Origin of the sequence: Limnothrix sp. FACHB-406 (assembly GCF_014698235.1) — a bacterium.
In the GTDB taxonomy this organism is placed as follows: Bacteria; Cyanobacteriota; Cyanobacteriia; order CACIAM-69d; family CACIAM-69d; genus CACIAM-69d.
In genome coordinates this window covers 117,570-138,467 of record NZ_JACJSP010000010.1, presented here as the reverse complement: position 1 = coordinate 138,467, position 20,898 = coordinate 117,570, and the positions used below count along the sequence as shown (strand labels likewise).

Below are 20,898 nucleotides of genomic sequence, written 5' to 3'. Positions count from 1 at the left end.
ATGCCGAATCACGGATTTTGATGAGAGACAGACGATCGGGAAGACTTGTGAGCGGCGAAGTGGCTGCGGTGTGCGGAAAGTTGACCTACTGGCCGGCTTCGTGGCGTTCGTAGGCGGTGACGATCCGTTGAACCAGCGGGTGGCGCACCACATCGGCGCGGGTCAGTTCACAAAAGGCGATCCCCTCAACATTTTTGAGAATCCGTTGGGCGATCGCCATGCCCGAGGTTTGGTGCTCCGGCAAGTCGGTTTGGGTAATGTCGCCAGTCACGACCATGCGCGATCGAAACCCCAGCCGTGTCAACACCATCTTCATTTGGGCCGGCGTAGTGTTTTGGGCCTCATCCAAAATTACGAAAGCATTGTTCAAGGTGCGACCGCGCATATAAGCCAACGGAGCCACTTCCACAATGCCCCGCTCCATCAGGTTGGCCACTTTTTCCGGGTCGATCAGTTCGTACAGCGCGTCGTAGAGCGGGCGCAGATACGGATCAATTTTTTGTTGCAGGTCGCCGGGCAGGAACCCCAGCCGCTCGCCCGCTTCCACGGCGGGACGGGTGAGGATCAAACGCTCAAATTCACCGGCCAGCAACGCTTGCACCGCAATCAGGGCAGCGAGGAAGGTTTTGCCCGTACCCGCCGGGCCGGTGCAGAAGATCAGGTCGTGATTGCGGATGGCTTTGATGTAGCGCTGTTGGCGAAAGGTTTTGGCGCGGATGTTGTCGCCGCGTCGGGTGCGGGCGATCGAGTCCTGGTGCAAGTCCGCCAGCTCACCGAGTCGATCGGTTTCGATCGCCCGTTTCGCCGTCAGCACATCCGCTTCATCAATCCGCTGTCCGGCGCTCCAATAGATTTCTAAGGCCTTGACGATTTGTTGGCACAGGGCGATCGCCTTGTCGGGCCCAGTGATTACCAACTCTTGGCCGCGCATCACCAGGGTTGTGCCCGTGTGCTTGGCCAGGGCCTTGAGGGTTTCCTCGCGATGGCCCGCCAGGGTGACGGCGCTGGTGCTGCTGCCCAGGTCGATCGACAGGGGAGCCACCGCTACCGCCCTCGGTTGGGTCGATCGGGTCGCGATCGCCGTCGGTCACCCCCGCGATCGCCCCGGCCCCGGCCGTTGCCGTCTTCTGAGGGGCCCTCGCCCAAGCTGTAGCCGCCATACACGTCCAAAAAGGCCGCGCGACCTTCGTGGTGGGCCGCCAAGTCCAAAACCGTGCGGATTGATTGGATGGTTTTGCCGCTGCGCCCAAACACCCGTCCCCGATCGGCCGGGTCAAAGGCCACCCGCAGCCAAACATTGTTGCCCGTGTGCTCGCAGTCAATCCGCAAAGCATCAGGCACTTCCAGCAACGGTTCAATCAGGTATTGCACAAGCCCCTCGTAGTCGATCGAGGGGCTTGGATTCGTCGAAGTTGTCAAGCGGAACTCCGGCTACTCGAAAATGATTAGGGGCAAAGCCACCGGGGCGATGAACGCGATTCAGTGGGGCGATCGCCCGAGCCTTGCCAAACGACAGGGGCAGGCTGCCGGCCAGTCGGGAAGGGAGAGGAATCTCGACAGACCAGAAAACTGCACCTCCAACCCACTAGGCGTTAGCGGCCTTCAGTTGCTCAAAAATGTTGGCCTTTTCAAAGATGCTGCGCACGGTGTCGGTGGGTTGAGCACCAGACTTCAGACGCTCGATGATCCGAGGCACTTCCAAGCGCGTTTCGTTCGTGCGGGGATTATAGAAACCCAGTTCTTCCAGGGCGCGACCATCGCGGCGCGAGGTACTTTGCATCACCACGATGCGATAGCTGACTTCGCGTTTTTTGCCGAGGCGCTTGAGGCGAATCTTAACCATGGGGGCTGTTGCAACCGAATCGAGTGTAACGACTGTCGTTTTTGGGAGCAAACGACAAAAGACAAAACTTGATTCTACGCGCTGAAGCCAGATCGAGGCTAGGGGGTGGCCAGGATTTTTTCGGCGATCGCGGCTGCGGGTCTCTCTATAATCAAATGCGGCAATGAATTTTGCTCATTTGCGGCAATGAATTCGGTGCAGCCGTCGTGCAATGCAGCGGTCAATGATGGCGATGATGGGATGGCGATGATGGCGATCCACAGCAGTCGCCATCCGGCCATAGTTGCCTTGCCCATCAGCGCCAATGGGTGACCACCCGAGCCATTGGTGACGATCCACGCCGACCCACGGCCTGGCCCTGGCGACCATCCTGGCCCTTAGCATCCAACTTTTGAGATCACTCTACCCAAGATTTACGCAATTCCCTATGAGCAGCGCCACCAGCAACAAGGGCAACGACAAAGCCATCGTCAAGGACTATTTCAACACCACTGGGTTCGATCGCTGGCGGCGCATCTATGGCGACGGCGACGTGAACAAGGTGCAACGCGACATCCGCGAAGGGCATCAACGCACGGTGGATACGGTGGTCTATTGGCTGAAGCAAGGAAGCAAACTGGCGGGCCAAACCATCTGTGATGCGGGTTGCGGCGTGGGTTCCCTAAGTGTGCCGTTGGCGGAGTTGGGGGCGATCGTTTCGGGTAGCGACATTTCTGAGGCGATGATCGGTGAGGCCAAGGAGCGTGCGGCCAAGCTGAACTTGGGCGATCGCCTGAGTTTTGAAGTGCAGGATCTTGAGGCGATCGAGGGTTCCTACGACACCGTAATTTGCTTGGATGTGTTGATTCACTATCCCGACCAAGACATTGAAAAAATGATTGGGCATTTGGCCAGCCTTGCCCAGTCGAAGCTAATCCTCAGCTTTGCGCCCAAGAGTCCGGTTTATGTGCTGTTGAAAAAAATTGGCGAGCTGTTCCCCGGCCCCAGCAAAACCACGCGCGCCTATTTGCACCCGGTGCGGGATGTGGTGCGGATTTTGCGGGCCAATGGGTTTGAGGTCAATCGGCGGGAGTTCATTGGCTCCCAGTTCTATTTCTCGCAAATTCTGGAGGCTGTCCGCCCACAGGAATAGGCGCAAGGCATAGGCGCAAGGCATAGGCGCGAGCAATCCGTGGGGCAACAAACATGGATGCGGAGTCTAGCGCGGCTCGATCGGGATGTAATCCACCAGTTACATCCCCCCAATGGTGTTCCAGCCGCTCAACCCCACCCACTACAACCCAGCAACCCGATCGCAAATCGGAGTGGGGCAAGGGGCTGAGGGTTTGTTGTCCAATCGCCTGAACCCCTGATTTCACGGCGACAATCTCGTGAGGGACAAGGGGCTTAAGCCCCTTGTTACGACGACTGTGGGTGACGACTGCGGGCATGGAAAATTAACCACTTCTCACTGATTCCAAATTGCAAACTCTTTGCCAAAAACTGATCGTTCATCCACAAAATGCTTCACGGCCCTTTTGGGTGGAAATTCCCTAGAAAAGCTTAAGAAAACCAAAACTTTTAACAGAGATAAACAGAATTGAAGTTTCATCAAAAGTAGGTAAAACAATATTAAGTAGAACACCAATCCCAATCTTGATCAGATCCCAACATTGCATTGACCCAGATCACAGATTTTTAGCTGCACCTTTGCCATGACGACCCGATCGAGTCAGTCATAGTTGCCGTCTGAACAGTTGCAGGCCGCCGCTTCTCTTAAGGGGAGAGTTTGCCGAAATACCGACTGAGTTTTGATTGGGACTCACTTGGTATCAGAGGTAACCAATTAGGGATCGCGTCATTCGGAGGAACCGATGTCTTTAAATTGAAAGGAATTGTTGCTAAATTCCCCCGAGCCCCGATCGGCTATTCCATAATGCTAAGAACGAGAATGAATTAACCCCTCGATTCCATGATTGGTTTTGATCACCCTTGTTTCCTGCTCTCAAAACCAGTCGCATCGCCTCTGAAATTGCTTTTTAAGGCATTCTTCCGCTGAGGTTTGTGGTCGGTTGGCTGCCGGCCATTTACTGAATTTGTTGAAGTTATTGACAGTGCTATCTGCAAGGTCGTGAGGAGTCGAAAACGACGGAAATGCTCGAGAACAGCCCTTTCAGTCCCCTACCGCTTGAACTGGACTAATTGAATTGGGCCAATGGAGATCGCGCTCAAATGGACTCCGTCGTTTTTTGAGTTTTCTTGGTCAACGGGATGACTCGGCTCATATCTGTGTTGTTTTTCGTTGTTTTTCGTTGCTGATCGCGTTTTTTCATCACTGGATGTGAAGGATCGATCGCCCAGATCCGGTGCTCCCGCCGCAAATGCTCCTTGCCTTGGGGGGGCGATCGCACCTTCAGCCCATCCGCCGTTTAGACAAGCCCGTCGATGCCTCGGTTTAGTTCCTCAAATTTTTGCCAGATGGTGACCACAATGCTGACCGTAGAAACGATTTACTGCCCCAACTGTGGTTCGCGTGCAGAGCGTCATCGGATTCGCACGAGCAACGTGATTCGCACCCAGTGCCATGCCTGTGACTATTTGATGGTGACTTGCTCGCTCACGGCTCGGGTGTTGGAAGCCTACGCGCCGGGCATTGCGATTGCCCAACGATCGGCTTAAGTTTTTGCCCAATTCATTCCAGAACCAGTTCATTCCAGAACCTAGTAGCGCAACAGGCTTAATTTATTGGGTCAAAGCGGCAAAGGCAGTCGTGATAACAAGGGGCTTAAGCCCCTTGCTGCCTAACGATTTGGTGGCGATAACAGTCAGTTGACTTGGCATATCACGTCAAGGCAGCCGCGCTACTAGAACTTGGTGAATGGAGTTTGTTGATTGGGATGGTGCATCAAGCTCGTTAATCAAACTTGTTAATCCAGTCGGCGGGTGTTGCCGCTGCGAACCCAGCCCTCGGGGCCGCTTTCGCCCAGGCGCACCCGCTGCCAACGTCGATCGGGACTGTCTCCCAAGACAATGACCCGATCGTTGTAGTCCACACTGCCCAGCCTTGCGCCCGATCGATTGGGAGTCGATCGCAACACCAGCCCGATCGGTTGGGTCACCCGGGCCCGATAAGCACCGGGGGGCAAGGGCGACGGCGGCGGCAAAACTGGGGCTGGGGCAACCGCGCTGCTGGGCGGTGGGGGCGGGGTCACCACCGCGCCGGGTTTGGGATCGTTGGCAAAGCTGGGGCGTGGCGGGGCCGTGGCAATTTGGGTGACGATGTAGCGAACGGCAATCACCCCTCCGGCAGCCAAAAAGGCGATCGCGATCGCGATACCACTAATGAGGCTGACCAGCCCGCGCAATAGTTTCCACAGCCAACGCACGATCGTTTGCGACTCCCGATGAGGATCAACCACCAACCCGTCCAAAATATCTAGCCAGCCTATCTAGCCCAGAGATTTAGCCCAGATATCTAGTCAGCCTATCTAGCCAGAGATTTAGCCAGATATCCAGTCAGCTATCTAGCCAGGATATCCTGCGATTCAGCCCGTATTTTCCCCTAGAACCCGTTCTGATCAGGGCGGAAATTCGGCCAATTTGGCTAATGCAGCTTGTTCAGCCCATTCAGCCCGATCAATCCAGAATTAGCCCGAGAAAGAAGACAAGCCGCCTAAGGTGGTTGATCGGGATGCTAACCGCGCTTTGCCCGCGGCCGCCCATTGCTGAAGCGCTTCGATTTGCTCGCGGGCCGTGCGAGCCAGGGGCACAATTTGGCTAACGGCGGCCACAATGTCATCGGTGGTGAAATCGCGGTTTTCGCTGAAGCCAATGTGCATTGCTTCCACGATCGCCTGTTCAATTTCGGCCCCGGAAAAGTCCGGTGTTTCGTAGGCCAGGCGATCGAGGTCGTAGGTTTTGAGATTGTGGGGACGCAGTCGGCTTAAATGCACCTCAAAAATTTCGCGGCGCTCCGGCTGACTGGGCAATCCCACAAAAAAGATTTCGTCAAATCGCCCTTTTCGCAACAGTTCTGGCGGCAAGGACTGGATATCGTTCGCCGTGGCCACCACAAAGACCGGCGATTGCTTTTCCGCCATCCAGGTGACAAACGTGCCAAAAACCCGCGAGGCCGTGCCGCCGTCGCCCTTGCTGCCCAATCCGGCGAAGGCCTTGTCGATTTCATCGATCCACAGAATGCAGGGGGCGAGGGCTTCCGCGAGCTGAATGGTTTGGCGAGTGCGGGATTCAGACTCACCGACCAAGCCACCAAACAAACGCCCCACATCCAACCGCAGCAAGGGCAAGTGCCAATGGTGGGCGATCGCCTTGGCCGTCAAGGATTTGCCAGTGCCTTGAATCCCCACCAACAACAGCCCCCGAGGATGGGGCAGGCCGTATTGGCGGGCCCGCTCTGAAAATGCGCCCCCACGCCGCAGGAGCCAGGCTTTCAGGTTGTCTAGGCCGCCAATGTCGGACATTTGTTCCGTGGCGGGGCAAAAGTCCAAAATTTGGGTTTGGCGGATCGATTGGCGCTTTTCTTCCAGGATCAGATCCATGGTTTCGGGGGGCAGGTTGCCGTTTTGGGCGATCGCCCGGCCCAACACCCGCCGCACCCGATCGAGCGAGAGGCCTTGGCTCGATCGCACTAAGTCTTCTAAGTCTCGTCCTTCCAAGGTTTGGCCCGTGGCGGTCGCTAGCCGTTGCACCTCTTGGCGCAGTTCATCGGCGGCGGGCAGGGGAAATTCCAACACTGTCAGCACTTCGCTGAGGTCTTCGGGAATTTGCACCTGCGGGGAAAGGAGCACGATGTTTTTGGGTTGGGCCTTGAGCGATCGGGCCAAGTTACGCAATTTGCGGGCGATCGCAATATCATCCAAAAATCGATGAAAATCCCGTAACACAAAGACTCCCGCCGCTGAATCGGGAAATTTTTCCAAAAATTCCAGCGCTTGCAGCGGATTGCGCTTAGCTGCTCCCAAATCATTGGGACTGCCGCTGTAGCCTTCCACAAAATCCCAAACATAAATCCCACGATTGCCCTGGCTTTGGGCACATTGGGCGATCGCCTTTTCCACCCGCTCCTCTTCGGCGGTGGGGATATAAATCAGCGGATAACGGGCCCGCAATAGCAGCGAAAATTCCTGAAAAAAATTCATCAAAAAGAAAAGGGTCTGAAACCCCGCCCTTTTAGGGCGGATTTGCTCGAAATCTTACATTCTAGCTGATACAGTGTAAGACATGGCGGAAAAAGCTTATCGATATCGTTTCTACCCAACACCCGAGCAAGAGTTGCTGTTGCGACAAACACTTGGGTGCGTGCGATTGGTTTACAACCGGGCGCTGGCAGAACGGACGCAAGCCTGGTATGAACGTCAAGAACGGATCGGATACGCTCAAACATCTTCCATGTTAACCGCGTGGAAAAAAGATGAGGATCTGGCATTTTTGAATGATGTCAGTTCGGTTCCACTTCAGCAAGGGTTGCGGCATTTGCAATCAGCATTTACCAATTTCTTTGCTGGTAGAACCAAGTATCCAAACTTCAAGAAAAAACGGAATGGCGGCAGTGCAGAATTCACGCGCTCCGCATTTCGCTGGAAAGATGGACAGGTGTTCTTGGCTAAGTCTGATCAGCCCTTAAGGGTTCGTTGGTCACGACAGTTGCCCGATGGTGTTGAACCCTCAACGGTCACGGTGAGATTGAGTCCTAATGGGCATTGGCATCTATCCTTGCGGTTTGATGATCCTCGTGATTTGACGCTACCAAAATCCCCCAGCGCGGTGGGACTCGATGTGGGTATCACGAGCCTAGTCACAATCAGCACGGGTGAAAAAATTGCCAACCCCAAACACCTCAAACGCCACCACAAGCGTCTGAAGATGGCTCAAAAAGCCCTAAGCCGCAAGGCCAAGGGATCTCGCAATCGCGACAAAGCCAGACGCAAAGTAGCTCGTATCCATCAACAGATCACGGACTCCAGAAAAGACCATTTACACAAGCTGACAACCCGCCTGATTCGTGAAAATCAAACGATCGCGGTGGAGTCGTTATCGGTTGTGAATATGGTCAAAAACCACAAGCTAGCCCGCGCTATTAGTGATGCGGGGTGGGGTGAATTGGTTCGACAACTGGAGTACAAAGCCCAATGGTATGGGCGATCAGTGATCAAGATTGATAAGTGGTTTCCCAGTTCCAAGCGCTGCGGGAATTGTGGTCACATTGTTGAAAAGCTGCCACTCAATATTCGAGAGTGGGATTGCCCGAATTGTGGGATGCACCATGATCGAGATGTGAACGCAGCACGGAATATTTTGGCCGCTGGGCTAGCGGTTTCAGTCTGTGGAGCGACCGTAAGACCCGAAGAGAGCAAGTCTCGGAAGGCAGGTGCTATGAAGCAGAAACCTGGATCGTGAGGTCTGGGAATCCCCGCTCCTTTAGGGCGGGGAGGATGTCAAATTAATGACCTACTCGCCAGCGGCCGAGTCCGAAATGCTGAAATTGGCTCTAGGGCGCTTGCACGGCTTCTCTGCCCGCAATTCAGCATACCGCCTCTATTGTTGAGGCGTGTGTTGCGGCATGTGTTGCGGCATGTGTTGCGGCCTGGGTAGGCGGCCCAATCCTGAGGTTGGTTATCAAATGGCTCAAAATCCCAACGCCACTGTTAGCGGATCGTGGCGGATGAAATCGTTGAACCCGATCAGGGCTGCTATCAGCTAGTCCACAATTAAACCGTCGCGAATTTGAATTTTGCGCTGGGTGCGATCGGCGATCGCCAAATCGTGGGTAATCAGCACAATGGCAATTTGTTGCTGATGCAATTGATCAAATAAATTCATCACCTCTTGGGTGGTTTGGCTGTCGAGGGCACCGGTTGGCTCGTCCGCTAACAGCAGGGATGGCTGATTGATCAATGCTCGGGCGATCGCCACCCGTTGTTGTTGTCCCCCCGACAGTTGATTGGGCCGGTTATGGAGTCGATCGCCCAACCCCACACTCACCAAGGCGGCTTCGGCGCGGGCCCGGCGATCGGCTTTGGGAATGCCAGCATAGACGGCCGGTAGCATCACATTTTCCAGGGCCGTGGCGCGGGGCAACAGATTAAATTGCTGAAAAACAAAGCCAATACGCTGATTGCGAATGTAGGCTAATTCTGTCGAATTCAGCGCAGTTAAGTTGCGATTTTCAAAGGTGTAGGTTCCTTCGGTGGGGCGATCGAGGCAACCAATAATATTCATCAGAGTTGATTTGCCTGAACCCGAACTCCCCACGATCGCTAAGTAGTCATTGGCGGGAATGTCCAAATCAATGCCCTTCAAAATGGGCACGCTGGTTTCGCCCAGTTGATAGGTTTTGGTGATGTTTTGGAGCGTAATCATGGGGAATTACCTCACTCGCTGCGGAGGGCAGTAATTGGGTCGAGTTGGGCAGCGTTACGAGCAGGAATTACCCCCGCCGCCAAGCCCACCAGCGTGGACAGCCCAAACCCGACTACCACAGCACCCCCCGAAATCACCAAGGCAAACTGAAAAGCCGTAGCCGCCACCACGGTGACACCAATGCCCAACACAATCCCGATCGTGCCGCCCAGGACAGAAATGGTGACGGACTCCACCAAAAACTGACTGAGAATGGCGCGATCGGTTGCCCCAATCGCTTTGCGAACCCCAATTTCGCGAGTGCGTTCCACCACCGAAACCAACATAATATTGGCGATGCCGATGCCACCCACCACCAAAGAAATCGCCGCAACGGCCACAATGGTGGTGGTGAGTAATCCCAAAATGGTGGTCAAGGTTTTGAGGATATCAGCCTGGTTGGTGACGCGAAAATCATCATCGGCGGGCGACATGATTTTGTGGCGCAATCGCAAAATATTGGTGACTTGAAATTTCAGAGTTTCTAACTGCGATTCATGCTGACTTTTAATAAAAATCCCATTCACAGAAATGCCTGTCAGCGCATTCCTACCGATCGTGCGGGCTGACATGGTAGTTAGGGGAATATAAACCGCATCATCGCGATCTTGCGGCCCCTGGGAACCCTTAGCCTCCATCACGCCGATCACTTTGTATAGTTCACCGCGAATGCGAATTTTTTGACCAATGGGATCGATATCCGCCGGAAACAAATTCCGCTGCACTGTGGGGCCAATCACCACCACTGAAGCCGTTTCATCGAGTTCCGATTGGCGGAAAAAACGTCCCACTTGCGGATAGGTATTGCGCGCATCTGGAAAGCTCAAATCTGCGCCATAGGCTGTGGTGGAGGTGTTGGTTTGATTGAAAACCACCTGCACAGGCCGTTGTAAATAAGCTGCAACGACGGTGGCTGAGGGGGCTTGCTGGGCGATCGCCTTGGCATCTTCCCAGGTGAGGGTGCTCACCGATCCCATGGCTTGCACCACGCCACCACTTTTCGCCGAACCAGACATCACTTGCAACACATCGGTGCCGAGGCCGCGAATGCTGTCTTCCGTGGACTTTTGCACGCCCTGCCCGATCGAGGTAATGGAAATCACCGATGAAATCCCAATAATCACCCCCAACATGGTTAAGGCGCTGCGGAGCTTGTTATTCCAGAGGGATTCGATCGCCATTTCCATGATGTCGATCGCCGAAATTGTGAAGCGATTAGGCTTTGCTTGGGTCATGGCAACATTCACCAGCCATTGGATAGGATCAGTCCCGATCGGTTAGTTCAGACCGACCGAATTTCAGCAGTCAAAATTGCAGCCAAAAATCCTAGGGAGGCGGTGGGGCTTTGGGCAGAATACTGAAACCTTTTGAGCCAGAATCCAAATTGCTGGGCGGGCTGACTAAGACTTGCTCATTGCCCTGTAACCCGGTCTTCACTTCGGTGGAGCCTTCGACTGTCAAACCCGTTTCAATCTTGCGAAAAACCGGGTTACGATCGGCTCCTAAAATATAGACACCTTCACCCTCCGCTCGGCGTACCACAGCCGCATTAGGCACGAGTAAAGCACTGGCAAGTTGCCCAATTTCAAATTCTGCTTCGACATTCATGCCTGCTTTTAACTGGTTCGATCGGGCATCATCGATCGCAATGTAAACTTCAAAGCTCGTCACATTTTGCGAGACCGTTGCCTTCGGGGCAATTCGAGCAACGCGACCCCGAAATTTTTGACCAGGAAAGGCATCGACTTGAATACTCACAGGCTGATTGAGGCGAATATTCCGAATTTGCGCCTCCGCTAAATTCACCACCACTTCTTGGCGATCGCTGGCCAAAATCAAAATTGAAGAAGAAGAGGCCGATTCGCTGCCGCCCGCGACCGATGGGCTAACGAACGAACCCACGTCGGCATATTTCTTAATCACAATTCCATCAAAGGGAGCGGTGATTTTGGTGTCTTGCAGTTGGGTTTGAATCGATCGCAAATCGCCGCGCGCCGACTGCACTTGGGCCTTGGCTTGGGCAATATCTTCCACACGGCTGCCCGCTTTGAGCAGCGCAACGGCTTGTTGCTGTTGACGCACGCGGGCGATCGCTTGGGCGATGTCCTCTTGGCGATTGCCGGCCTGCTGGAGTGCCAGGGCTTGGGCCGCCTCGATCGCCTGTCGTTGCGCCACCTCATAGTCCGTGCGTTTTTGGTCGAGGGTCTGAGCCGAAATCGCCCCATCCTGAAAGAGTTCCTGATAGCGCTGGTAGTCGGACTCGCGCTGCTTGAGGGTGGCTTGGGCTTGCTGCGATCGCGCCACCGCCTGGGCAATTTCCTGGGGGCGATTCCCCGATCGCAACATTTGTAGCTGGGCCTGACGCTCTGCCAGTTGGGCCTCCGCTTGGGCAATGTCTTGGGGGCGATTGCCCGCCAATAACCGCGCCAAGTTCGCTTGCTGCTGGGCGAGCTGACCCTGGCGCTGCATGAGCTGGCCTTGTAAATCCGCATCGTCCATGAAAGCGATCACTTGGCCCTGACGCACCCGATCGCCCTCCTTCACCAGCAGCGCTTTGACAATGCCTGCCGTTTTGGGGCCGAGGTTAATCGATCGCTCCGCCGCGATCGTCCCATTGGCGGCGATCGTCACGGTCACGGTTTGGCGGCGCACCGGCTGCGTCAACATCACTGTGGTTGAGCGCGCACCCCCCGTCAGTTGAGCCGCCACATTTCCCCCACCAAACAGCAGCAGCGGCACAAGCGGCAGCCCCCACTTGAGCCAGCGCCCGCGATCAGTGGGCTGAGGCGTGGCGGTGGGCTGGTTGCCAAGGAGGTTGGCAGCGCCGGACAGCCGAACAAGTCTAGAACGGAGATTGGATAAAACGTTGGACACAATCGGGTTCTCCAGATAAGTGCTGGGGGACTGTCTGAGGGCCGGCCTAAATCACGGCCTTGAATCGTCAAGGAGTAGATGGAGCGATCGTGGCGGAATCCTTGAGCGATCGCCTTGGGATTAAGCGCGATCGCAAAGCGTTTTGAGCGGTTGGTCGGGGACGGACGTTCATCAAAAGTTAGTACTTACTTATTAATTGAGCAAAAAAAATTGCCTTGAAAATGCTCAATTCCTTGCCCAAGATGGGGTGGCGATCGGAAGCCGAAAACGCGATCGCCCTCCTCTTAGCTCGTTGGTGGGCTCTCTGGTGTGATGCCCGCCCACAGGATGTCAATTAGACTGGCCACAAACTGCGATGGTTCAATCCGGCTGTTTGGCTTCACCTCGAGTGGTTGGGGTTCTGGTCGGATTTTGGGCCCTTGTGCAAGGGGTGGCATCTGTGGCAGCGACTGAGCCATCGGGGGTAGTTCATGGGCAATGACATAGTTGATGATGCTGCCCACGAGCAGGTGAGCCAGCGCCATCGAGTCGATCGTCCGCAACCAGCCCCTCGCCACGGCCCGCTCCAAAAACGCCGCCAGCATGTAGCTATCGCGTGCCGGGGGCGGTAGTGAGTTGGGGGAGTGGGGCGGATGAGGCATTTTTTTTTGCGCCATCATCATGAACACCCGTGGCAAGCCTTCTTGATAGAACGCCAACATTTCGCCACAGATTTCCGTCAACTCGGCTTTGATGTTGGCGGTGGGCTGGCGATCGGACAAGCGCTTCACCCAGTCGGGCGTTTCAGTCACCCCCATGGCGGCAAAAAACAGGGCTTGCTTGGTAGGAAACCGTTTAAACACCGAGGCTTCCGAAATGCCAGCGCGTCGGGCAATTTCCACCGTTGAAGCCTTCACGCCTTGCTCCAAAAACACCTGACGAGCGGCAGTCAAGATAGCTTCGTTGGTGATTTTGGGTGGGCGAGGCATAAAAAGTAAGCACTTACTTACTCAATAGTTTGAACAATTCCCCAACCATCGTCAAGACCCCAGGGGCGATCGCACCCGCCTAGCTTGCGGAGATGAACGACGAGTGATGACTGACGGATCTTCGCTCAGTTCGGTGCGAGGCGATCGAACCAGGTTTCTAAGCTCGCGGCGATCGCCTCTGCCAACCGATCCTGCTCGGCTGGATTGGTAATCCACTCGGATTCGGTGGGGTGGCTCATAAAGCCCAGTTCCATCAACACGGAGGGGGCGATCGTGGGGCGAGCCAGGGCCAGGTTGCCCCAAAACACACCATAGGACGGGCGATCAAGTCGGCGGGTCAGCTCGTCATGCAAAAACTGCGCCAAGTCCTGGGCTTGGGCGTGATACCAAAACATGCCGATCCCTTGGGTGGTTTCGGCGTTGCCATCGTCGGGCAAGGCGTTGTAGTGCACCGAGAGGGCGATCGTCGGTTCCAGTTCGGCAATTTGGGCCAGGCGATCGGGAATGGGCAAATCTTGATCGGTCGATCGAGTCAGTACCACCCGCGCCCCGCGTCGCTCCAAGGCCGCTTGCAGTTTCAGGCTGGTTTGCAAGTTGGGAGTCTTTTCGGGGATGCCGGCCGCATTAATCGCGCCCGGCTCCCGGCCCCCATGGCCCGGATCCAGCAAAATCGTGATCCCCGAAAGGGGCGATCGCCCCGATCGCACGGGCGGATGCTTAATTCGCCAGATCAAGGTGTTCCCTTCGTAGCGCAGAGTCCAGCCCCAAGCCTGGGCGGTGGCGAGCCGGGCCCGATATTCCAGACGATTTCCCGGCAACACCTGCCAAGTAAGCTGACTGATGGCCGGGTTGCGTTGCAAAAAGACGGTATCGGTTTGGGCGATCGCCTGATGCAGCGTCAGCACCAAGTCTTGATTCTCTTGGCGCACTTCCACGGGCACCGGCTCGCTCAGGGGCAACTGCACTTCCACGGCCGTTCCCTGATTTTGGGCCCGAATCCCTTGCACCACCGCTTGCAGGGGAGTGGAGCTGGGTTCGATCGCCACTTCACTGGCCTGGATCCAAGCCCCATAGCCAAGGCGCAACCAATCGCCCTGGCGGCCGGTGATGGTGGCTTGGCTGCCTTGGGGCAAGGGGGTGAGGCGGCTGTGGTCAGTGCTGGGGCCCGTGCGCGCCACGCCCCAAGGAACCGTCACCCGGGCCCGATCGCGTCGATCGCGCGGCCAAATGGTGATTCGACCGCGAGGGGTCATGGGCATTTCGCCATCGATGTAAAACCGCACCTGACCCCAATCATCGGGGCGATCGGGCGTGAAGCAGCCCTCATAGGTGGTCAACGATGGTGGCGGGGGATCGCTGCCCGTCAGTACCGAAGAATTGGGTAACGGCGATCCAGCGGATGGGCGGGGCAACATCGGAAACGTCCGTTCCGCCACCCGCGCATCAATGGTCAAGTTGGGCCGCCCCGTCACCCGCAGGCAAATTGGCTCCCCGATCGGCCAGCCCCAATCGGCCATCGGCTCCAGGGTGGCCAGGGGTGTGCTCAACAACGGCTGATTGGAAATGCGGGTGATCGTGCGAATTTCCGTGCGATCGCCCCAGCGGATTTCAAATCGGTTGGGGCCCAGTTGCAGCGGAAAACTGGGGGCAAAATGCCCAAAGGCACTGCGATTCACCCCTTGGCCATTGATCGTGACCGAACCGGTGGGTGGCGCAGTGCCTAGAAAAAAGATGCGATCGCTCGAGGTTTGATGACCCTCCGGCGGATAAACCAACCGTAATTCCGAGGAACTGGGGGCCGGCTGGGCGATCGCCACCCCCGCCCATAGCAACGGCGCGATCGCCCCCACCATCAGTTGGGAAGCGCCCCCCAGTTCCCACGGTCTCATTTACTTGCTGGCCCGCTCAAAGGCGGCCTTGAACGCCTCAGGACTGGGCGCACCCTGCACCGGTTCACCGGCCATCAAAAAGGTGGGAGTGCCTTCCAAACCCAAGCTTTCTGCCAACTCAGCATCGGCGGTCACGGCTTTTTTGGCCGCCTCGCTGTTGCGATCGCGCTCAAATCGGTTCAAATCCAATCCCAACTTCTTAGCCAATTCCCCATACAAGCCATCGGCCAAGCGCGATTGGTTGGCAAACAGTTCATCGTGATATTCCCAGAACTTACCCTGTTGCTGGGCAGCCCAAGCGGCCTGGGCAGCGGGAACCGCCTGGGGATGGATGCTGGTGAGGGGGAAATGCTTAAAGGTCAGAATCACCCGATCTTGATAGTCCTCCATGAACTGCTTCAGGGGAGCCAAGGCCCGACCGCAGTAGGGACATTGAAAATCGGAAAACTCCACCAACAGCACCCGTCCCTTGCCAAGGGTGGGAGAATTGCCAATCACCTTTTTCGGGTCAGATTTGGCATCGCGGGCGAAGTTTTGCCGCAATTCCCGCTGCTTTTGGGACTGCTGTTGGTTATAGTCCGCCACAGATTCCAAAATCACTTGCGGATTTTTGCGGATCACGTCCAGCACTTTGGCTTCAAAGTCCGCATCCACATTGCCCCCAGCGGACAGGGCGATCGGCTGGCAAGCCACCAAGAAGACGGTGGTGGACAGGGCTAAGGCTCCGGCTCCGGCCCAAAAGCGCAGGGAGGATGCCCGAAACAACCAATGGGCCAGGGTTTGAAAGAAGGTTTGAAAAAGGGTTTGGAGGGTCTGGAATGCCTTGAGCATGGGCCTGAGCCTAAATGAAAGATCCTGAGAGCGATTAAAAAACAAACGGAGCAACGGCCAGCGGCGCAGACGACCAGACGGGGGCAGGGTGACCCAATCAGCGACCCAAGCGCTGCCCTGGGGCCATGATCTGTCCCCGCAAAGACGGATAGGGGAGGCCATTAGCCAGTTCCTTAGTCGGCGGTGTTGGGGCGATCGGGTCGTTGCAACATGGCAATCAACAGACAAATGATGCCCACATTAATCGACACATCCGCCAGGTTAAACACCGGGAACCGAATCAGCCGGAAATCCAGAAAATCAATCACATGGCCCAGGGCAAAGCGATCGATTCCGTTGCCCAATGCGCCCCCCAGCACGAACCCATAGCCCCACTGTTCCCAGCGGTTCATGCGCGGGCTGCCCAGGGCCAGGGCCATCAGGGCCGCACTGACCGCCAACGAGAGCCACCGCAGCCAGCCGCTGCCCTGGAACAGGCTGAAGGCCGCGCCGGAGTTGACCACGTAGGTGAAGTGAAACCAACCGGGGATCAGCGGGATGGTCTGGGGCGGAATCGTGAGGGCGAAGGTGCTGGCGACCCAGGCTTTGGTGATGCGATCGACCCCGACGCTGGCAACGGCCACCACCCAAAACCAGCCATTCTTGGAGACCAGGCGGCCACAGGATTTGGCCCAGGCGGGAATCGGTTTGGATCGAGACTCTGGCACCGGACTATCCACAAAATTCAACGGTGGCGGTTCTCTGGGGGTGATGGGATGCCCGCAGGATCGCCAACTTTCAGTAGAACACGAGATGTCGAAAAACTGAAGCGATCGTGGCGGCGGCACAGGCGGCCACCAGTTGCCCCGGCAAAACCGCTTGGGAGTAGGTGGTGGCGATCGCCTCAAATTCGTTGGCTCGCAGGGCCATGGCATACAACAGCCCCACCCCATGGAGCACCACCAACCCGATCGCACAGCCGATCGCCAACTGCTCCACCTTGGGCGGCCCCAAAAAGGCCCAGCGCCCGCAGAGCCAACCGGCCGGCACAAAGCCCAAGAGATAGCCAAAGCTGGGTTCTTGGATATATTGCCAACCGCCGCCCCCTTCAAAGATGGGCAACCCCGCCAACCCCAACAGCAGGTAGGCAATTTGCGAGAGGGCCGCCGCCGTGCCCCCACCCAAGCAGGCCACCAGCAGCAATGCCGCCACTTGGTAGCGCGTGCCCAAAGACACCACCCGCACCCCCTCTTGGAGCCAATCCCAAGGAGCCGTGGGCACGAAGACTTCCACAAAGGAGGCGGCGATCGAGAGTAAGACCCCGATGGCCGCCCACAGCAAGGTTTCTAGGCGCATGACGATCGCCCCATTAACGCCCCATTAACGCCCCATCAACGCCCTATGAATACCCCATTAACGCCCAAGGGAGCGCAACCGCCGGGGTCACCCTCCGGGCGATCGCACTCCCGATCGTTCACTTAACCCGATCGTTCATTTAAATCGTTGCGGCCGTTGCGCCAACGACGGGCGCTTCGCCACCCACCAGGCCCAATTCCGCCAACATTTCATGATCCTTCTCGGGGGGTTGGCCCATGGTGGTCAGGTAATGGCCAATCAGCATGGCGTTCAACCCGGCTTTCAGACCCAGGGCTTGCAGCTCACCCATCACCACTTCTCGGCCACCCGCATAGCGCAGGATGCGATCGGGCAAAATCATCCGGAAAATGGCGATCGCCTTGGCCGCTTCGTAGGGATCCAGCTTGGGGCGATCGCCCATGGGCGTGCCAGCTCGGGGGTTCAGCAGGTTCAGCGGAATTGATTCCACCTCCAAATCCCGCAGCGCCAGGGCCAAATCCACCCGGTCTGCCCAGGTTTCGCCCATGCCCAAAATGCCCCCGGTGCAGGCTTGGATGCCCGCCGCTTTCAGGGTTTTGATGGTGGCAACGCGGTCTTGCCAGCTATGGGTGGTGGCCACGTTCGGGAAAAAGGCCTCCGACGCTTCCAGGTTGTGGTTATAGCGCGTCACACCCGCTTCCTTGAGGGCTTGGGCCTGATCCGCATTCACTTCGCCCAAGGCGCAGCAGGGCTTGATGTTGGTTTCCGCAATAATTTGCCGCACCGTTTCCAGAATTTGTTCAAATTCGCTTTCCTGGCGACCGCCATACTTGGGGCCGCGCCCTTGGCTCACCAGACAAAAGCGCTTGGCTCCGGCGGCTTCGGCGGCCTTGGCTTGGGCCAAAATTTCCTCGGGAGTCCGCAAACCATAGATCGGGGACTCCTGACCGGGGTGATGAGCCGACTGGGCACAGAAGGAGCAATTTTCCGAGCAGGAACCGGATTTCACGTTGCCGATGCTGCACAGATCAACCACGTTGCCGCAGCGGGCTTGGCGCACGCGATCGGCGGCGGCACAAAGGGCCAAAATATCTGCCTGATCATCAATTTGGGTCAGGATCAGGGCCGTGGCTCGATCGATCGCCTCGCCTGCAATGACTCGATCGGCTAATTGATCTAACCACTGGCCGAGCACCGCACCCGTGAGACCCTCAGACACAGCAGACGGCTGCCAAGGGGTGGCCGATCGAACCGAAGACGGAAGCGCTTGAACCACGGCTGACTCCTCCAACAAAGAAACCCAAAGAACCCCCAACGGCCCCATCCACCACCAGATCCATTGCGCCAGATCCATATTCGGAGCCGGTCATCAGCACAGGACAGCCGATGTCCTTCCCGAGTGGCGGAAAACAGGCCACGGGTGACTCCAAATTGTACACGGTTGATTCGCTGCCCACCCTTGGCCCTCCGGGGCGATCGCCTCGATGGGGCGATCGGGCTGGCCATCCAGCACGGTAGGATAGGGCTTAGTTTGTCAAGCGCTCGGTCTGTGGCAATGGCTACCATCGATTCAGCCCGTGGCTCAAAGTCTTGGCATTAAAAGCACTAGCAGGTTTTTAACGTTTTATGAAGCGATTTCTCTCTGGGCTACTGGCGCTGGTGATGGTGGTGTCGATCGGCCTAACGGGCTGTGCGGCGGGTGACTCGGCCAACGGCATCAGCGGCAACTACCAAGCTGATACCCTCGCCTTGGTCGGCAGCCTGCGGAATGCCATCACCATGGCCGATAGCGATCCCGCAAAACGAGCAGCCCAAGCCGATGCTCGCGCCAAAATCAATTCCTATGCTTCCCACTACCGCCGGGATACCCGCGTGGCTGGGCTAAATTCCTACACCACCATGCGCACGGCTTTGAATTCGCTGGCGGCCCACTATTCGGCCTATCCCAACCGCCCCGTGCCTGAAAAGTTACAAAAGCGTTTGGAAACTGAGTTCCGGCAAGTGGAAGCGGCCCTGAATCGAGGCGCTTAGGAAAGTTTCGATACACTCAATACACTGAGCATGGGGCGGTTCGATCGCCCCATTTTTGTCGCCTTCGTTGGCCTAGCTCAGTCAAATTCCCCCTAGTTGCATCCTTGGGGGGTGAAGATGCCCGCCCTGGGTCGTGGGAGCTGAGAATGCTGGAAGTTGAAGTCCACCAACAGTTACGCGCATTTTTGCGGGCCTGTGGCGATCGCCCCTGGCTGCATCACCTAACCCTGGCGCGGTTGGTGGCGCGGGTCTTGCGATCGGGCCGCAGTTCCCTGATCCAAGGGGGCACGGCCGTGGCCGCCGGCCGCCATCGCCTCAGCTATCTGGCTCCGGCCCTGCTCTGCGAGCAGGCGGTGGTGTTGGTGGTTCCCCCGGCGGTGCAACAGCGGCTTTTAGAAGTGGACTTGGCTCGGTTGCGGTTGTGGCTGGCCCAGAGCGATCTCCCCTTGCCTCCGGTGCATTGCCTGGTTGATCAGCCCCCGGAAGCCGCGCAGGCCCTGGCGGCCACCTTGCGGGCCGATCAACCGGGTCTCTGGATTTTGTCCCCCAGTCAATGGCTGGCCGATCGCCTGGAACTGTCGGGCCAGCGATCGCGCTTGGCCGGCCTGCCCACCCTGATTGATGGGGCCGATGATCTGGAGCGCTGGACGCAAGAAACCCTGCGACTGGACATTAGCCCGGCCGATTGGCATCGGTGGCGTTTGGCCTGTCCCGATCGCGCCCAGGTCATCCATGACTTGGAAGTGGCGATCGCCCATGGACTGCTGCAACATCCCCCCAATCCCTACGGCGCTTGGCTGTTGGATGAGCCGGAAGCGGCGGCCTTGCTGCAAACATTGCGATTATTAGCGGTTCAACTGCCGCCCCTGTGGCGAACGCTGCTGCACCGGGCCGGAGACCAGCAATGGCCGATCCTGGCCCAGCCCGATCGCCAAACGGGGCAATTTCACCTGCAATGCCAACCGATCGACGTGGCCGAAATCTTGCGCCCTCTCTGGCAAGCCCAGCCGATCGCCCTGATTGGCAGCTTCCTGGATTTGGAAGTGGAAGCTCCCTTATATCAAGCGCGGTTGGGGCTGGACAACGGCGATGAGCAGCGGCTGACCTGCTTGAAATTCACGCCCGATCGACAGCAAGAGGCGATCGGGTTCTATTTACCCGAGCAGTTGCCCCTCCCCAACACCCCGCAATTTCAGGCGGCCCTGATTCAGCAGCTCTATGCCCTGTTGGCTTGGCAAGGGCCCACCGGCTTCACCGTGGTGTTGGTGGGGGATGTGCCCCTCAAGGGCCGGCTGGCGGCTCAACTGGCGGCGGAATTTGGCTCCCGCGTCCAACTGGAACGCACCGCCCCCGATGACAACGGCATTTTGGTCACCGGGTGGGACTTTTGGCGCAACCACAGCGATCGGCTGCCCGCTCCCCACCTGCTGGTGATTGCGGCTTTGCCCATTCCCTCCCTCGAAGATCCCCTGGTGGCCGCCCGGGTCAGCGCCTACAAGCGCCAGCGTCGGGACTGGTTTCGCTGGTATCTGTTGCCCTCGGCCCTTAGCGATCTACAACGGTCGATCGCCCCATTGCGGGAGCGATCGACCCCTGATCCCAATGCGCCCCCGCTGTTGGCCCTGCTGGACACTCGGGTGGTGCGCCGCAGCTATGGCTCCCAGGTGCTGGCGGCCTTGGATCCCGTGGAGCGGATGAACGACCTCGAACCCCGTTGGCTTTAAATTTCCAGAAATGTCCAGAAATTTCC

At 57.2% G+C, this 20,898-nt stretch carries 21 protein-coding genes; 6 read left to right on the top strand and 15 right to left on the bottom strand.

Annotated elements, in window-relative coordinates:
* Positions 1-85 precede the first annotated feature (85 nt).
* The 4 genes from H6G53_RS11685 to H6G53_RS11670 all read right to left on the bottom strand — a co-directional run bounded on the left by H6G53_RS11685 (position 86) and on the right by H6G53_RS11670 (position 2,139).
* A complete protein-coding gene (locus H6G53_RS11685; RefSeq protein WP_099533796.1) occupies positions 86-1,042 on the bottom strand; it encodes a PhoH family protein in 957 nt (318 codons plus the stop codon).
* Positions 1,043-1,044: 2 nt separating this feature from the next.
* Complete coding sequence (locus H6G53_RS11680; protein WP_099533797.1) at positions 1,045-1,419, bottom strand: KH domain-containing protein; 375 nt, start codon at positions 1,417-1,419, stop codon at positions 1,045-1,047.
* Between the two features lie 166 nt (positions 1,420-1,585).
* The gene (gene rpsP, locus H6G53_RS11675; RefSeq protein WP_099533799.1) at positions 1,586-1,843 is read right to left on the bottom strand and encodes a 30S ribosomal protein S16; all 258 of its coding nucleotides are present in this window, start codon (positions 1,841-1,843) and stop codon (positions 1,586-1,588) included.
* Between the two features lie 98 nt (positions 1,844-1,941).
* Positions 1,942-2,139 carry a hypothetical protein gene (locus tag H6G53_RS11670; RefSeq protein WP_190533084.1) on the bottom strand — a complete coding sequence of 66 codons (198 nt, stop codon included), beginning with the start codon at positions 2,137-2,139 and terminating at the stop codon, positions 1,942-1,944.
* A gap of 131 nt (positions 2,140-2,270) precedes the next feature.
* On the opposite strand from H6G53_RS11670, the gene bchM reads away from it, so the two are divergent.
* Positions 2,271-2,975: a magnesium protoporphyrin IX methyltransferase gene (bchM, locus tag H6G53_RS11665; protein WP_099533801.1), complete on the top strand. Its 705-nt coding sequence runs from the start codon at positions 2,271-2,273 to the stop codon at positions 2,973-2,975.
* A gap of 1,325 nt (positions 2,976-4,300) precedes the next feature.
* Positions 4,301-4,501 (top strand): replication restart DNA helicase PriA, encoded by a 201-nt coding sequence (locus H6G53_RS11660; RefSeq protein WP_234406970.1) that lies wholly within the window; start codon positions 4,301-4,303, stop codon positions 4,499-4,501.
* A 248-nt stretch (positions 4,502-4,749) separates the two neighbouring features.
* On the opposite strand, the gene H6G53_RS19270 is transcribed toward H6G53_RS11660, so the two are convergent.
* Together H6G53_RS19270 and H6G53_RS11650 are read right to left on the bottom strand one after the other, a co-directional pair.
* Positions 4,750-5,241, bottom strand: a complete 492-nt coding sequence (locus H6G53_RS19270; RefSeq protein ID WP_190353476.1) for an SH3 domain-containing protein — start codon at positions 5,239-5,241, stop codon at positions 4,750-4,752.
* 228 nt (positions 5,242-5,469) lie between these two features.
* Positions 5,470-6,981, bottom strand: a complete 1,512-nt coding sequence (locus tag H6G53_RS11650; protein WP_190533081.1) for an AAA family ATPase — start codon at positions 6,979-6,981, stop codon at positions 5,470-5,472.
* Between the two features lie 82 nt (positions 6,982-7,063).
* Between H6G53_RS11650 and H6G53_RS11645 the strand changes: the two genes are divergently transcribed.
* Positions 7,064-8,239 carry an RNA-guided endonuclease TnpB family protein gene (locus H6G53_RS11645; protein ID WP_190533078.1) on the top strand — a complete coding sequence of 392 codons (1,176 nt, stop codon included), beginning with the start codon at positions 7,064-7,066 and terminating at the stop codon, positions 8,237-8,239.
* A gap of 300 nt (positions 8,240-8,539) precedes the next feature.
* Here H6G53_RS11645 and H6G53_RS11640 read toward each other — a convergent pair whose 3' ends face one another.
* The 9 genes from H6G53_RS11640 to bioB form a co-directional block, all read right to left on the bottom strand.
* Entirely contained in the window at positions 8,540-9,202 is a 663-nt protein-coding gene (locus H6G53_RS11640; RefSeq protein ID WP_190526592.1) for an ABC transporter ATP-binding protein, read from the bottom strand.
* An 11-nt stretch (positions 9,203-9,213) separates the two neighbouring features.
* Positions 9,214-10,476 carry an ABC transporter permease gene (locus tag H6G53_RS11635; RefSeq protein WP_199309219.1) on the bottom strand — a complete coding sequence of 421 codons (1,263 nt, stop codon included), beginning with the start codon at positions 10,474-10,476 and terminating at the stop codon, positions 9,214-9,216.
* A gap of 91 nt (positions 10,477-10,567) precedes the next feature.
* A complete protein-coding gene (locus tag H6G53_RS11630; protein ID WP_347343074.1) occupies positions 10,568-12,115 on the bottom strand; it encodes an efflux RND transporter periplasmic adaptor subunit in 1,548 nt (515 codons plus the stop codon).
* 284 nt (positions 12,116-12,399) lie between these two features.
* The gene (locus tag H6G53_RS11625; RefSeq protein ID WP_242030671.1) at positions 12,400-13,047 is read right to left on the bottom strand and encodes a TetR/AcrR family transcriptional regulator; all 648 of its coding nucleotides are present in this window, start codon (positions 13,045-13,047) and stop codon (positions 12,400-12,402) included.
* A gap of 161 nt (positions 13,048-13,208) precedes the next feature.
* Positions 13,209-14,972: an N-acetylmuramoyl-L-alanine amidase gene (locus tag H6G53_RS11620; RefSeq protein ID WP_242030672.1), complete on the bottom strand. Its 1,764-nt coding sequence runs from the start codon at positions 14,970-14,972 to the stop codon at positions 13,209-13,211.
* Positions 14,973-15,803, bottom strand: a complete 831-nt coding sequence (locus tag H6G53_RS11615) for a thioredoxin domain-containing protein (protein WP_190353480.1) — start codon at positions 15,801-15,803, stop codon at positions 14,973-14,975.
* Between the two features lie 173 nt (positions 15,804-15,976).
* Complete coding sequence (lspA, locus tag H6G53_RS11610) at positions 15,977-16,456, bottom strand: signal peptidase II (RefSeq protein ID WP_190353670.1); 480 nt, start codon at positions 16,454-16,456, stop codon at positions 15,977-15,979.
* A gap of 124 nt (positions 16,457-16,580) precedes the next feature.
* Positions 16,581-17,138, bottom strand: a complete 558-nt coding sequence (locus H6G53_RS11605; protein ID WP_199291359.1) for a biotin transporter BioY — start codon at positions 17,136-17,138, stop codon at positions 16,581-16,583.
* A 139-nt stretch (positions 17,139-17,277) separates the two neighbouring features.
* Positions 17,278-18,393 (bottom strand): biotin synthase BioB, encoded by a 1,116-nt coding sequence (bioB, locus tag H6G53_RS11600; protein ID WP_190526590.1) that lies wholly within the window; start codon positions 18,391-18,393, stop codon positions 17,278-17,280.
* A 110-nt stretch (positions 18,394-18,503) separates the two neighbouring features.
* Between bioB and H6G53_RS18990 the strand changes: the two genes are divergently transcribed.
* The 3 genes from H6G53_RS18990 to H6G53_RS11590 all read left to right on the top strand — a co-directional run bounded on the left by H6G53_RS18990 (position 18,504) and on the right by H6G53_RS11590 (position 20,872).
* Positions 18,504-18,635: a hypothetical protein gene (locus H6G53_RS18990; protein ID WP_255512361.1), complete on the top strand. Its 132-nt coding sequence runs from the start codon at positions 18,504-18,506 to the stop codon at positions 18,633-18,635.
* A gap of 108 nt (positions 18,636-18,743) precedes the next feature.
* Positions 18,744-19,148, top strand: a complete 405-nt coding sequence (gene psb27, locus H6G53_RS11595; protein ID WP_099532375.1) for a photosystem II protein Psb27 — start codon at positions 18,744-18,746, stop codon at positions 19,146-19,148.
* Positions 19,149-19,294: 146 nt separating this feature from the next.
* Positions 19,295-20,872 (top strand): ATP-dependent DNA helicase, encoded by a 1,578-nt coding sequence (locus tag H6G53_RS11590; protein ID WP_190533073.1) that lies wholly within the window; start codon positions 19,295-19,297, stop codon positions 20,870-20,872.
* Positions 20,873-20,898 lie beyond the last annotated feature (26 nt).

What these genes read in the sequence shown, in the direction of transcription:
- bchM (WP_099533801.1), top strand. Translation starts at nt 2,271, where the DNA reads ATGAGCAGCGCCACCAGCAACAAGGGCAACGACAAAGCCATCGTCAAG.
- H6G53_RS11670 (WP_190533084.1), bottom strand. Translation starts at nt 2,139, where the DNA reads ATGGGCAAGGCAACTATGGCCGGATGGCGACTGCTGTGGATCGCCATC.
- H6G53_RS11615 (WP_190353480.1), bottom strand. Translation starts at nt 15,803, where the DNA reads ATGCTCAAGGCATTCCAGACCCTCCAAACCCTTTTTCAAACCTTCTTT.
- H6G53_RS11590 (WP_190533073.1), top strand. Translation starts at nt 19,295, where the DNA reads ATGCTGGAAGTTGAAGTCCACCAACAGTTACGCGCATTTTTGCGGGCC.
- H6G53_RS18990 (WP_255512361.1), top strand. Translation starts at nt 18,504, where the DNA reads ATGTCCTTCCCGAGTGGCGGAAAACAGGCCACGGGTGACTCCAAATTG.
- rpsP (WP_099533799.1), bottom strand. Translation starts at nt 1,843, where the DNA reads ATGGTTAAGATTCGCCTCAAGCGCCTCGGCAAAAAACGCGAAGTCAGC.
- H6G53_RS11660 (WP_234406970.1), top strand. Translation starts at nt 4,301, where the DNA reads ATGGTGACCACAATGCTGACCGTAGAAACGATTTACTGCCCCAACTGT.
- H6G53_RS11650 (WP_190533081.1), bottom strand. Translation starts at nt 6,981, where the DNA reads ATGAATTTTTTTCAGGAATTTTCGCTGCTATTGCGGGCCCGTTATCCG.
- psb27 (WP_099532375.1), top strand. Translation starts at nt 18,744, where the DNA reads ATGAAGCGATTTCTCTCTGGGCTACTGGCGCTGGTGATGGTGGTGTCG.
- H6G53_RS11640 (WP_190526592.1), bottom strand. Translation starts at nt 9,202, where the DNA reads ATGATTACGCTCCAAAACATCACCAAAACCTATCAACTGGGCGAAACC.
- H6G53_RS11605 (WP_199291359.1), bottom strand. Translation starts at nt 17,138, where the DNA reads ATGCGCCTAGAAACCTTGCTGTGGGCGGCCATCGGGGTCTTACTCTCG.
- H6G53_RS11645 (WP_190533078.1), top strand. Translation starts at nt 7,064, where the DNA reads ATGGCGGAAAAAGCTTATCGATATCGTTTCTACCCAACACCCGAGCAA.
- H6G53_RS11620 (WP_242030672.1), bottom strand. Translation starts at nt 14,972, where the DNA reads ATGAGACCGTGGGAACTGGGGGGCGCTTCCCAACTGATGGTGGGGGCG.
- H6G53_RS11635 (WP_199309219.1), bottom strand. Translation starts at nt 10,476, where the DNA reads ATGACCCAAGCAAAGCCTAATCGCTTCACAATTTCGGCGATCGACATC.